A 13,163-nucleotide genomic window follows, 5' to 3' on the forward strand; every position below is an offset into this window, starting at 1 on the left:
TAGATAGTATGTTAGATGATTTATCATATGTTGATTCAAAAATTATAACATCTATTAAAAAACTTTCAAATTGTCCTAATTTTAATGAATTACAAAAAGATGTTTTAGAACAACGAGTAACTGCTATCCATAATTTCAAAAGATATCAAACTGATCAAAATTTATCTGATAATGAAAAAGCAATTTTTAAGATATACCTAGATGCAATATTAGATGAAGATGATACAAATTGATCAGAAGAAAAGAAAACAGATTTTAATAAAGTAAAAGAATGATTAACAAAAGAAGAAGTTAACAAAGAAAAGCGTAAATTAGAAAATACAGAAAGAAATGGATTTCAAATATTAGCTACAACTAGCATATATCATATTTTAGAATATTCACCAAAATACGTATGTTATATAAGTCAAAATATTGGAAATTATTATAATTGAGTAGAACTACAAATTGGAGTTATTTTCTGTATAATTTTAGTACCAACTTTACTTTATGTAATTACTTTATTAATTTTTACTAATATTTGTTTAAAAATAAAAAATAAAAGAAATAACAATTTTTGAGATGCAATCGAAAATTGTGAAATAATTAACAATTACTATATTCATTAAAATTTAATAATTTATATTTATTATTATTATTTCAATATTAATAATAATATATTATTTTTTACTATTATTATTTTTCTACATTTCAATAATGTTAAATGTTATTATATTTATATAGTTTAAAATGATATATAGGTGATATAAATGAAATTAAAAATAAAAAATATTGGTCCTTTTAATGATACTTCTTTAAATATTGGTGATATTACTATTATTGCTGATGTTAATGATACTGGTAAAAGTTACTTAAGTAGGTTAGTTTTTGCAATGGTGAAAATTGCTACTAGTGATATTAAGTCAGAAATAATTAAGAATTTTTTTAATTTTGCTGAAGATACTTTTACACAAATTGAAAATACTGGTAGTAATTTTCTTGAAACAAATTTTAATAGTAGTGAAAAAGAAAGTGCTTTATTTAAAGAAATTGAATCTATTTATAATAATATTAATTTAAATAATAAAACATTTATGCAAAAATGAATAACAAATTTTAACTATAAAATTGAAAAATTTAATAATTTTTGAATTAATTTATTAACAGACTATCATCAATTGCTAAAAATAAATGATGATTTAATTACCAAAACATTACAAAGAATTGAATTAGATACTAATAAAGATAGTTACAAAATTAAAATTATTAAATATACAATTAATATTATTAATAATGATATTTTACAAACCTTAGAATTATTTAATAATAAAGATACTGATATCATTTCATATTTAATGGCTAATATTCTTCGTGAAAACTTTCATGGTGAAAACTTAAGAAATAAAAAATATAATAATAAAGATAGTTATTTAAAACTTAGTTTAGACAATAACAAAACTTTAACGATTAATATTAATGAAAATAATAAATTTTCTTTAGAACATGAGTTTAATTACTTAGAAAATATTATTGAAAACCCAATAATTGATGCTACTTATATTAGTGATACTGACCAAATTTTAAATTTAATGATTGAAGAAAGTCTTAGTAAAAAACAATCATCATATATGTTAGAGAGTGAAAAATTAAAATTATCATTAAATAACATTTTCAAATTTAAAAAGTGTCACTACTTAGATGATTTTAAAAATAAAATTAATATTCAAAAAAATATTGAACAGTATAGTAATTTGAAATTAGTATTAATTAAACAAAAAATTAATCAAGAACTTGAAAACTATTTTGGTAATGAAAATAAAATTAACTTTGAAAATGGTAGTTTAACTAAAAATGGTATTACCATTAAACTTGCTAACTCCTCACGTGGATTAAAAATTATTGAATCATTTAAAGAAATGATTAAAAGTGACTTTTTTAAAGAAGGTAACTTAGTAATTATTGATGAACCTGAAGCCTATATTCATCCAGAGTGACAATATTTATTTACTAAACTATTATTAAATATTGCTAAAATAATTAATTTAAAATTAATTATTTCAACACATAGTCCATATATTCTTGAAACAATAACTTCACTAGCAAGTCGTGACTTTAAAAACTTAAATTTTAAATATAATTTTATTAACAAAGATAAAAATTTTGATTCTTGTATAATTGAAGAGAATAGTTTAGATCACATTAATGAAGCTTTAAGTTATCCATATAGGGAGTTAGACAAATATGAATTTAAATGAGACATTAAAAAATAATTTAATATTTATTTATAAAAAAAATAAAAAAACATTTCGTTTGTTATCTTATAGTACTGCTTCTAAAACATATTCTTCAGAATCTGAAGAATATGCAATTGATGGTGATAATCTTAAACTTTTATGTTGTAGTCATTCACGTGGTATTAAGTCAATTGATGCTATCACTTATAATAAAAGAAATGAATTTTTATTCATTGAATTTAAAATTCAAAAATATTTTCATGAAGACATTATTAATGATTTATCAAAAAAATTTACTGATACCTTTATTTGTTTTCAACATAATATTGATAAAAAACATGAAATTTCTTTTGACAAAATTAAATGTTTTTTTGTATTTAATATTAGAAGAGAAACTGATCGTAATATTAGAAATATCAAAAGAATTAAAAAGAAATTAAATAATAAAGTTGATGAATTAAATAGAGAACATCGCATTTCTTTAAATTTTAAAATCATTTATTCGTCAACTTTTGATCATAGTATTGATTATTTTAAAATGGATGACTACTTTAGTGAAGTTAAGTAAAATTTATATTTTAAAACCTGAATTGTAAATATAAATGGGACAGTTTTTTAAAATAATTGTATTAAATCTATTGGTCTTTTATAAGATAGTGATTTTCTGGGTGTAGAATTAATTTGAAATGCTATAGTATTTAAATCTTTTTGTTTATATGAAGATAGATCTGTAGATTTTGGTAAATATCTTCTTAAAATACCATTATTATTTTCATTTAAACCTCTTTGACAAGGTTTACCAGGATCTGCAAAATAAATCTTAACATTATAATTTTTTTCGATTAATTTTCATTTACTAAATTCTTTACCACGATCAAAAGTAATAGTTTTAACTGTTCCTTTTTGTAACTTTGAAATAAATTTTATTATGAGGCTTTTTAGAAATCTGTGTATCTTTGTTTTACAAAGTACTAGTTCAGATTAATTCTGTCTTCAAATTTTATCATAAAATGAGCAATTGCTGTATTTCAATTTTGAATAGGCAATGTTCATTTTTTTGTTATATTTTCAATTGCTAAATAAAATATTTTAAAAACTGACATATCATTAGGAAAAGCTTTTTTGTTTCTAATAACTTTTCGTAATTGACTATTAACAGATTCAATAGCATTTGTTGTATAAATTACTCTTTTGATTTCTGCAGGATAACTAATAAAAATCATCAAATTTTCTCAATTTTTATATCAAGATTTAGCAATTTGGGGATATTGTTTATTTCATTTACTTTCAAATGATTCTAAAGCTTGCATTGCTTGTTCTTCACTACATGCACTATAAATTGGTTTTAAATCTGTAACTAGAGTTTTTCGATGTTTGTATGAAACATATTTTAAACTATTTCGAATTTGATGAACAATGCATAATTGATGTTCTGTTTTAGGATAAACTGCTTGTATTGCTTCTGACATGCCTGTTAAATTATCACTACAAGCAATCAAAATATCATTTAAGCCTCGATTTTTCATTTCTGTGAAATTAGCTAATCAAAATTTAGCACCTTCATTTTCACTAATTCATAAGCCTAAAACATCTTTTTTACCTTCTAAATCAACTCCTAATGCTATATAAACTGATTTATTAATAATCCGTTTATCTTGTCGAACTTTAACTACTATACAATCAAAATAAACAATCGGATAAATGCTTTCTAATGGTCGATTTTGTCATGCTTTGACATCATCAATAACATCATCAGTAATTTGACTAATAACACTTTCACTAATATCAGCACCATGATATAACTCTTGTAACTGCATTCTAATGTCAGATAGAGTCATACCTTTTGCATATAGTGAAAGCACTTGTTGATCAAAACCATCAAATCTTCGCTGTCTTTTTGCAACTATTACAGGAGTAAAATCACTATTGCGATCTCTTGGTACATCAATCTCAATTTTACCTTGTTGAGTTATTAATTTTTTTGAACTTGTACCATTACGAGCATTTTCAGTATTACTATGTTGATTTTTTTCATATCCTAAATAATTTTGCATTTCAGAATTCAACATTTTTTCAACTAAACGTTTTGTTAATTCTTTATATAAACCCCCTTCTTTAAAAACTGTTGTTAAATCTTCAGTATTTTCTTTTAATTATGTAGAAAAGTATGGATGACCAAAAATTATTCATCAATTTACACTTAAAATATTATTTTTAATTAAAAATTTGTTAAAAGTAACATTATTTAGTGTAAAAATTCTCTAAAAATAACACTTTATCATGTATCATTACTTTTCTACAAAATTAAAGGAAAATATTCTAGCTAGTCTTCGTAATTTTATTGAAGCTGTATTTTTGAAAGTATATTCTGTTGAAAAACAAGTATCTATAAATCCAATGGAATATAATGATATAACTTGCGCTATTAAGTATATAAAATCCATAGGAAAATTAAAATTTTTAAGACAATTTCATGATTATGTACAAATTTCAGTTTCTCATTATAATGTTGGTGAAGAAAATTCAGAGAGATTGATGTTGAAATATTATGAATTTTTGATTAAAATAAAAAAATTTTTAAAACAAACTTATAATATTAATGTTCTTCATAATCTAAATAAGTTTCCCATTAATAAAGAAACTGCTTCTAAAGAGTATTATGAAAAAATATCTGAAAAAATTTTGCAATCTAAATTAAATAATTTAAAAATTAGATTTGATAAACGTTTTTATATAAAAAAAATAAAACCATTTTTTGTAAAAGATAAAATTTTTTATGAAGTAACATTTGTTGAAGCAAATTTTGGAAAAAATAAATTTGATGGAATGATAGCATTTACTGATTTTGAAATTTTGAAAAATTATTCAGTTAAATTTTCTTTTTGTAATAGTAGTATTGAAATTATTGGTAAAACAATGCCAATTTTAATCATTAATAAATGAGAAGTTTCAATAAAACCTTGAGCAATTAAGAATTTTGCTTTAATTTTGTAGAAAAGTAGTGGTATTAGTAAAATTAGCAAAAATATATTTTATATGGTATTTTTAATATTAAAGAGGTGATTTTAAATGAATAAAAATACAGTAAAAGAAATTTTAAATAATTTGTCTGATAAAGATTTTATTGAGATTTTTAGAGAAAATAAAACTAGAATTAAACAAATTGAGAAAAAAGAAAAATTTGAAGCAGTCGAACAAAAATTCAAAGAGAAAGGGATTCAATGTCCAGATTGTAGTTCTTTTTTGTGTACTAAATATGGTAGTAAAGATTATAAGCAAAGATATAAATGTAAAAGTTGTAATATTACTTTTCATGCTTTTAAAAATCATTATTTTTATTGAAGTCATTTATCTCATGATCAATGAGATTTATTGATACAAATAGCTACTTTAGGTCAATCTGCTTACATTATTTCTCAATTTATTAATACTACAAATAAAACTGCCTGATTTAATCGTCAAAAATTTATGAAATCAACACAATTAGTAAAAACACAAAATCAATTTGTAAAATTAAAAGCTAGAATTGAAATTGACGAAACTTTTATCAAAGAAATTCATAAAGGAAACTTTAAAGATCCAAATGATCCAAGAAAACAATGAATTGAAGAAAATGCTAAAGATTTAAATTGTTGTATTCAAATGGCAATTGATGAAAACCGAAATATCTATGCTCAAACAACAAATACTAAAAGATTAAATAAAAAATGAGTACAAGAAAACTTAACATCGAAACTTATCGAAGAAAATTCAATTATAGTTTGTGATATGCAAGTATTATATGATACAGTAGCTAAACAAACTAAATCCACTATCCAGCAGTTTAAATCAAAAGAAAATAAAGAATTAAATTATAAAAAATTAAGTAATGTCAGTAAAATACAATCAAGTTTAAAAGAATTTATTACTCATTACCATGGCATTGGATTTACCAATATTCAAAATTACCTCAATTTATGGAAATGAAAATATCAACACTACGGATTAACCCCTTATCAAAAATCCAATGTGTTATATTTCAGTTTGTAAAAAAAATAAATCCCAAAATTTAATAAAATCAAATTTTAAGTCAAGTTGATGACTTTTTTTATTTTACCACTACTTTTCTACAAAATTAAAAGTATTTTCTAATAATAAATCTACTGCTTTTGATATTGGATCATTATTATTAATATTTTGTTTTTTAGCCATCTGTAACTCACTCTTTCTAGTCATTTAATTATATTTACTAGAATTAATTAAACATAGTTATTTTTGTAAGTTACACAGATTACTAAACATTGCCTGTGCTAATTCCTTTCTTTTCTTAATTATAGAATTAACACAATTTAATTTTTATATAAGTGTCCTTTTTAATTTTACAATTCAGGTTTTATAAAAAATTTTTTAAATGTGATAAATCTATTTCTTTTTCATAAAGATTTTGAATACCAATTTTATATTTATTTAAAATTGAACTAAGATTATCAATTTTTTCTTGTGTATCTAAGCGAATTAAGATTTCATTTAAATCTTTAAGATATTTAAATTGATATTGATATTTTGTTAATATAGTGGCTGTTAATGGTAAATTGTTGGTAGTCAAAATAAAAATTTTGCCAACATCAAATTTTGCTATTGGTCCACTATAAAGCATTTTTCCCAAATCAATAATAGTACAATCATCAATAATATCTTTAACCTCGTTAATCATATGAGTTGTTAAGAAAATAGTTTTACCTTCTGATTTTAATCTTTTTAATACATTTGTAAAATATTTTCGTGACTCTGAATCTAAGTTTGCACCAGGTTCATCAAGAATTACTAGTTCTGGATCATGTGCTAAGGCTTGAATTAGCATAATTCTATTTTTCATTCCTGAAGAGAAAGAATTTAAACCCTTATTACGATGTTCTCATAAATTAAAATTATTTAATAATTTTTGTAAATTAACTTCTAGAGCACTATCGGTAATAGTAGTTGTTTGTCCTAAATATTTTAGAAAATTATAAGCTGTTAAACCTTGTGGAAAGTTTTCTAAATTTAAGGAATAACCTAAGCTTAATTTTGATTTTGCACTTCCTGCTTTGTAATCATTAACCTTAATTGTACCACTGTATCTGTTACTAGGTATTGCACCAATGATAGACTTTAATAAAACAGATTTTCCGCTACCAGATTGACCAACCAAAGCATGAATAGTTCCTTTAAATACAGTAAAATTTATATTACTAATATTAAACTTTTTAAATTTTTTGTTATAGTTTCTGACACTAATCATAATGTCTTCTGTAGTTCCCATAATAAGTTTTCTCCTAACTAACAATTTTTCGATTATACATTAAATAAGAAAGTAAGAATAAAAAGATAGAAAATCCACAATATATTTCAAGAACTGATTTATTATTTTGAAAATAATCAATGTTATCGGTTTTTATTTTTTTATTATTTAATGTTAGTTTAAAATCAGGATAACTAAATAAAGTATTTTTTTGTGTATCAAAATCGATACTAGATGTTGCATAAGGTTCAAATCAAAAATCACCATAGTAGTCCATAAAATAAGTCCAAATTTGATTTCAATGTTCAATAAAATTTATTGCATTGATAAATTGATAACTATTTGCAATACTAATGTAATTTTTATAATTTTTATCATTAGTAACAGAATTATTAGTAATCTGACGATAAGTATGAATTTGATTATAAATATATTCTTCGGTTGTTCTAACTAAAAAATAAACAGGATTATAAAAAATTTTATTAAATTCATTACGAAAATCAAATTTATATGCATATGTATCAATAAAAATATTTTTAATTTCCTTGGGTGATAGTGGAACGGGTTTTTCTAATATTGGACCTGTAATTTGTATATAAGTATTATTAATATCAGTATCGTATGTTAATAGTGAAGGTGCTTTACCACTTTGCAGATCCATAAATGAATCAATATTATATTTTTTATCATAATCATTAATTATATTAATTAAGTCTTCTGTAATTTGATTATTATCAACATTGTTTTTTAATTCATCTAAGTTTTTAAAATAACTATTAAAAGTAATTTTCATAAATATATCTTTATTTTGAAATTCAATTGGTTTTCAAGAGGTTGTTTTACCACTAAGAGTTTTAACAGTAGAAATTGTTTTAATAAATCCTAATTTTTGATAAAAATCAATACGCTTATTAATAACATTATTTTCTTTAATATCCTTTAATTCTTGATCACTAAGATTAGAATAAAAATCAAAAATAGCTTTTGTTAAATTTGGATATTTAATTAATCCTTTTTCTAAATTTTGTTTAAATAAAATTGCTTCTTTGATTTCACTAACAGTATATTGGATATTATTTTCAAAATTAATTTTAATAATGTCACTATTTATTTTGGTTAATGAGTAAGGCAAACCACCTAATAAAAATAGACTACAGAAAATAACAAAAATTAAAAAAACTATTTGTGATGGAGTAAAAGCTAACATTGTTACTACACCAACAGTAACTAAAACAGCAAATAAAGAGCAAAAACCAAAAAACTTTAGGATCGTTAATACGTAAAAAGTTAAATAAGAAACTTTTATAATAATTCCGCAAATCCCGCCAAATATTAATAAAGCAATAATATTTATGAAAATAAAAGTTAAACTCATAAAAAATAAAGCAGCGTATTGAGTTAAAATAATAACATTTCTTGTATAAGGTTTAGTAAGTAATAATAAGAAAGAACTATCTTCAAATTGAGTACCAAAAATTTTTATAGCATTTAATAAAATAAAAATAAATAAAAATATACTATAAAAAATCATAATATAATATTGTAAATCAATAATAAAATCTTCTATTGATAAATTTAAAAAAAACAAAAAACTAATGCTCAATACCGAAATTACTATTGAAAATAAAAATAAAAATGCTGTAATAAAACTGTAACTAATTTTAATTATAATTAATCTAAATAACTTAAATCAACTTGCCTTTTTGGTTTTAGTTTTTTCTATAGTTTTCGTTGTGGTTTCTAGTAATCTGTCCATTATTTTTTTCTCCTTTACATATTATCAATTATAATCAATTATAATCAATTATTTTTTTTGTTTATAAAATATAATTTAATGAAAATGAAAAATTATTTTTTATTAAACTGTATAAAAAAAGAAATATTATTTGAACATTTTAATTATAAGTAATAAAATTTAACAAATTTTGATATAAAAGATAATCTAATAATTATGATTACAATGCTTATTTTTTGATTATTAAATTAGACTTACTGCATAACTAGTTAACTTTTCATTTTTTTGTTACCTGAATTGTAAATATAAATGGGACAGTTTTTTAAAATAATTGTATTAAATCTATTGGTCTTTTATAAGATAGTGATTTTCTGGGTGTAGAATTAATTTGAAATGCTATAGTATTTAAATCTTTTTGTTTATATGAAGATAGATCTGTAGATTTTGGTAAATATCTTCTTAAAATACCATTATTATTTTCATTTAAACCTCTTTGACAAGGTTTACCAGGATCTGCAAAATAAATCTTAAGGCAATGTTTAGTAATCTGTGTAACTTACAAAAATAACTATGTTTAATTAATTCTAGTAAATATAATTAAATGACTAGAAAGAGTGAGTTACAGATGGCTAAAAAACAAAATATTAATAATAATGATCCAATATCAAAAGCAGTAGATTTATTATTAGAAAATACTGAAGATTTAACAACAGTTTTTAAAGAAGGGGGTTTATATAAAGAATTAACAAAACGTTTAGTTGAAAAAATGTTGAATTCTGAAATGCAAAATTATTTAGGATATGAAAAAAATCAACATAGTAATACTGAAAATGCTCGTAATGGTACAAGTTCAAAAAAATTAATAACTCAACAAGGTAAAATTGAGATTGATGTACCAAGAGATCGCAATAGTGATTTTACTCCTGTAATAGTTGCAAAAAGACAGCGAAGATTTGATGGTTTTGATCAACAAGTGCTTTCACTATATGCAAAAGGTATGACTCTATCTGACATTAGAATGCAGTTACAAGAGTTATATCATGGTGCTGATATTAGTGAAAGTGTTATTAGTCAAATTACTGATGATGTTATTGATGATGTCAAAGCATGACAAAATCGACCATTAGAAAGCATTTATCCGATTGTTTATTTTGATTGTATAGTAGTTAAAGTTCGACAAGATAAACGGATTATTAATAAATCAGTTTATATAGCATTAGGAGTTGATTTAGAAGGTAAAAAAGATGTTTTAGGCTTATGAATTAGTGAAAATGAAGGTGCTAAATTTTGATTAGCTAATTTCACAGAAATGAAAAATCGAGGCTTAAATGATATTTTGATTGCTTGTAGTGATAATTTAACAGGCATGTCAGAAGCAATACAAGCAGTTTATCCTAAAACAGAACATCAATTATGCATTGTTCATCAAATTCGAAATAGTTTAAAATATGTTTCATACAAACATCGAAAAACTCTAGTTACAGATTTAAAACCAATTTATAGTGCATGTAGTGAAGAACAAGCAATGCAAGCTTTAGAATCATTTGAAAGTAAATGAAATAAACAATATCCCCAAATTGCTAAATCTTGATATAAAAATTGAGAAAATTTGATGATTTTTATTAGTTATCCTGCAGAAATCAAAAGAGTAATTTATACAACAAATGCTATTGAATCTGTTAATAGTCAATTACGAAAAGTTATTAGAAACAAAAAAGCTTTTCCTAATGATATGTCAGTTTTTAAAATATTTTATTTAGCAATTGAAAATATAACAAAAAAATGAACATTGCCTATTCAAAATTGAAATACAGCAATTGCTCATTTTATGATAAAATTTGAAGACAGAATTAATCTGAACTAGTACTTTGTAAAACAAAGATACACAGATTTCTAAAAAGCCTCAATCTTAACATTACAATTTTTTTCGATTAATTTTCATTTACTAAATTCTTTACCACGATCAAAAGTAATAGTTTTAACTGTTCCTTTTTGTAACTTTGAAATAAATTTTATTATACTTTTTGTAATATTTTCTGATTTATTATTTTTAGTTGCTAAAGGAATTGTGGTTTTTGATCATATATCAGCTAAAGTAATAATAGAACTTTTATGATCTTTACCAATGATAGTATCACCCTCTAAATGACCAAATTCTTCTATATTTTTAATATTAGGAATGATTAAATTTCTTTCATGAATAGACTTACAATTATTAATTCTGCCCCTAGTTTCTTTTTGTTTGTGAGGTTTATTTTTTCCTTTTCTCAATAAGTTATTTTCATCAAAACCCATTCGATTTGTTTTAAACATGTTATATAAAGTTTTTGTTGAAATACTTTTTATTTTATTTTCCTTTAAAAAATTAGCAATTATATCAAGAGCATAATTTTTAGTAATTAACAAATGATTAATAGTATTAATTTCTATTAAAGTTAAAATTATTAATTTTCTACCTGCATTTTGTTTATTTTTTTGAATTTTATTCAATATTTCTAATGGTAATAAGTTTTGATTTAATAATCTACAAACTCTATGTACAGTTGATTTACTATAATCAATGGCTTTTGCTATTTTACGAATCGAAAATCCATAACTTTTATATTCTTTTATTGCTATTATTGATTCAATAGTCAGATACTTATACATTGTGCTAATTCCTTTCTTTTCTTAATTATAGAATTAACACAATTTAATTTTTATATAAGTGTCCTTTTTAATTTTACAATTCAGGAATTAATAAAATTACAAATTGGTATTATTTTTTGTATAATTCTAACTCCAATTTTAATATCTATAACTATGTCATTAACTTGTTTAATTATTGGGTTAAAAACAAATTTAAAAAATAATAATTTTTGAGATGCCATTCAAAATTGTGAAATAATCAATAATTACTATATTCATTAAAATTATGTTTCTAAATTTATTTTATTACACTTAAAAATAACCATTTTTATATAAATAAAAATACTATATGTTCTATTAACAATCATTTCTTTTAAAACATGTCAAATATTTGTTTCGGTAAAACAGCCAATATTTCACTTTGCACTTTGATTAACAATACCTTTTTTATTATTTTTAAAATACTGTTTTTTTAATTTTTTATGATTATCTAATTCTTTATATAAATAATCAATTAATTGTTCATATTGACCATTATTAATTAAATTTTTACAATGATTATATTCTTTTACATACTTTCCTTTATTTCCGGCTATTATTCCAAGATATAATGTTCTAATTAAATGGAATTTATCTAAAATAAACTCAGTACCAAGATAATCCTTTAATTTTGTAGAAAAGTAATGATACATGATAAAGTGTTATTTTTAGAGAATTTTTACACTAAATAATGTTACTTTTAACAAATTTTTAATTAAAAATAATATTTTAAGTGTAAATTGATGAATAATTTTTGGTCATCCATACTTTTCTACATAATTAAAAAGATAATCTGCTATATCTTTAATTCACCCTGCACTATCACCACAAATAATGATTTTTGCTTGTTCAATATTTTCATAAAATTTTTGACAATGTTCTTTAATAAATTCAGCAGTTTTTTTAACTCCAATTACTGTTCTTGTTGGTCTTATAATTGCTTTTACTCTTTTATTTTGTACTTTGTGATTAATATTGTCTGTATATGTTGTTATTAATCTCATAGAGTGTTTTATACCTTTACGTTTAAAATCTCAAAACTTTCGATGTCCATCATCAATTGCTACAAAAATAGGTTGATTTTTTTCTAACTTTACTTTTATTGGACTTGCTTCAATTACTTCTAAATTTTTAAAAACTCTATGAACAGTACTAACACTAATACCTTTTAATTATGTAGAAAAGTATGGATGACCAAAAATTATTCATCAATTTACACTTAAAATATTATTTTTAATTAAAAATTTGTTAAAAGTAACATTATTTAGTTTAAAAATTCTCTAAAAAT

12 protein-coding genes and 3 pseudogenes are annotated in these 13,163 nt (G+C 21.9%); 7 read left to right on the top strand and 8 right to left on the bottom strand.

Features of this window, described 5'->3' with window-relative positions; all coding sequences use genetic code 4:
- Positions 1-8: 8 nt before the first annotated feature.
- The 3 genes from AAHH39_RS04535 (at position 9) to AAHH39_RS04545 (ending at position 2,781) form a co-directional block, all read left to right on the top strand.
- Complete coding sequence (locus tag AAHH39_RS04535; RefSeq protein ID WP_342219009.1) at positions 9-608, top strand: hypothetical protein; 600 nt, start codon at positions 9-11, stop codon at positions 606-608.
- 141 nt (positions 609-749) lie between these two features.
- Positions 750-2,249: an AAA family ATPase gene (locus tag AAHH39_RS04540; RefSeq protein ID WP_342219010.1), complete on the top strand. Its 1,500-nt coding sequence runs from the start codon at positions 750-752 to the stop codon at positions 2,247-2,249.
- Positions 2,221-2,781: a hypothetical protein gene (locus AAHH39_RS04545; RefSeq protein ID WP_342219011.1), complete on the top strand. Its 561-nt coding sequence runs from the start codon at positions 2,221-2,223 to the stop codon at positions 2,779-2,781. The genes AAHH39_RS04540 and AAHH39_RS04545 overlap by 29 nt, the downstream gene beginning before the upstream one ends.
- A gap of 47 nt (positions 2,782-2,828) precedes the next feature.
- Here the strand turns inward: AAHH39_RS04545 and AAHH39_RS13295 are convergent.
- Positions 2,829-3,146: pseudogene (locus AAHH39_RS13295) on the bottom strand (IS30 family transposase); the annotation flags it as partial.
- A gap of 38 nt (positions 3,147-3,184) precedes the next feature.
- Positions 3,185-4,366 carry an IS256 family transposase gene (locus tag AAHH39_RS04550; RefSeq protein ID WP_342219294.1) on the bottom strand — a complete coding sequence of 394 codons (1,182 nt, stop codon included), beginning with the start codon at positions 4,364-4,366 and terminating at the stop codon, positions 3,185-3,187.
- Positions 4,367-4,493: 127 nt separating this feature from the next.
- Here AAHH39_RS04550 and AAHH39_RS04555 point away from each other — a divergent pair, with 127 nt between their 5' ends.
- Both AAHH39_RS04555 and AAHH39_RS04560 read left to right on the top strand, forming a co-directional pair.
- Positions 4,494-5,207: a hypothetical protein gene (locus AAHH39_RS04555; RefSeq protein WP_342218592.1), complete on the top strand. Its 714-nt coding sequence runs from the start codon at positions 4,494-4,496 to the stop codon at positions 5,205-5,207.
- A gap of 75 nt (positions 5,208-5,282) precedes the next feature.
- Positions 5,283-6,242, top strand: coding sequence for a transposase-like zinc-binding domain-containing protein (locus AAHH39_RS04560; RefSeq protein ID WP_342217913.1), 960 nt, complete (start codon positions 5,283-5,285; stop codon positions 6,240-6,242).
- A gap of 343 nt (positions 6,243-6,585) precedes the next feature.
- Here AAHH39_RS04560 and AAHH39_RS04565 read toward each other — a convergent pair whose 3' ends face one another.
- The 3 genes and pseudogenes from AAHH39_RS04565 to AAHH39_RS13300 form a co-directional block, all read right to left on the bottom strand.
- The gene (locus AAHH39_RS04565; protein WP_342219012.1) at positions 6,586-7,494 is read right to left on the bottom strand and encodes an ABC transporter ATP-binding protein; all 909 of its coding nucleotides are present in this window, start codon (positions 7,492-7,494) and stop codon (positions 6,586-6,588) included.
- A gap of 13 nt (positions 7,495-7,507) precedes the next feature.
- A complete protein-coding gene (locus tag AAHH39_RS04570; RefSeq protein ID WP_342219013.1) occupies positions 7,508-8,605 on the bottom strand; it encodes a hypothetical protein in 1,098 nt (365 codons plus the stop codon).
- Positions 8,606-9,530: 925 nt separating this feature from the next.
- A pseudogene (locus AAHH39_RS13300) lies at positions 9,531-9,755 on the bottom strand (IS30 family transposase); the annotation flags it as partial.
- Positions 9,756-9,833: 78 nt separating this feature from the next.
- Here AAHH39_RS13300 and AAHH39_RS04575 point away from each other — a divergent pair.
- A complete protein-coding gene (locus AAHH39_RS04575) occupies positions 9,834-11,072 on the top strand; it encodes an IS256 family transposase (RefSeq protein WP_342219298.1) in 1,239 nt (412 codons plus the stop codon).
- 41 nt (positions 11,073-11,113) lie between these two features.
- Here the strand turns inward: AAHH39_RS04575 and AAHH39_RS04580 are convergent.
- The 3 genes and pseudogenes from AAHH39_RS04580 to AAHH39_RS04590 all read right to left on the bottom strand — a co-directional run.
- Positions 11,114-11,857 (bottom strand): annotated as a pseudogene (locus AAHH39_RS04580) (IS30 family transposase); the annotation flags it as partial.
- 263 nt (positions 11,858-12,120) lie between these two features.
- On the bottom strand, positions 12,121-12,528 hold the full coding sequence (locus AAHH39_RS04585; protein WP_342219015.1) for a hypothetical protein: 408 nt from the start codon (positions 12,526-12,528) through the stop codon (positions 12,121-12,123).
- Positions 12,529-12,543: 15 nt separating this feature from the next.
- Positions 12,544-12,879 carry a hypothetical protein gene (locus tag AAHH39_RS04590; protein ID WP_342219016.1) on the bottom strand — a complete coding sequence of 112 codons (336 nt, stop codon included), beginning with the start codon at positions 12,877-12,879 and terminating at the stop codon, positions 12,544-12,546.
- On the opposite strand from AAHH39_RS04590, the gene AAHH39_RS04595 reads away from it, so the two are divergent.
- On the top strand, positions 12,851-13,159 hold the full coding sequence (locus AAHH39_RS04595; RefSeq protein WP_342219017.1) for a hypothetical protein: 309 nt from the start codon (positions 12,851-12,853) through the stop codon (positions 13,157-13,159). The genes AAHH39_RS04590 and AAHH39_RS04595 overlap by 29 nt on opposite strands.
- The last annotated feature ends 4 nt before the right edge of the window (positions 13,160-13,163 follow it).

Origin of the sequence: Spiroplasma endosymbiont of Amphimallon solstitiale (assembly GCF_964030965.1) — a bacterium.
In the GTDB taxonomy this organism is placed as follows: domain Bacteria; phylum Bacillota_I; class Bacilli_A; order Mycoplasmatales; family VBWQ01; genus Spiroplasma_E.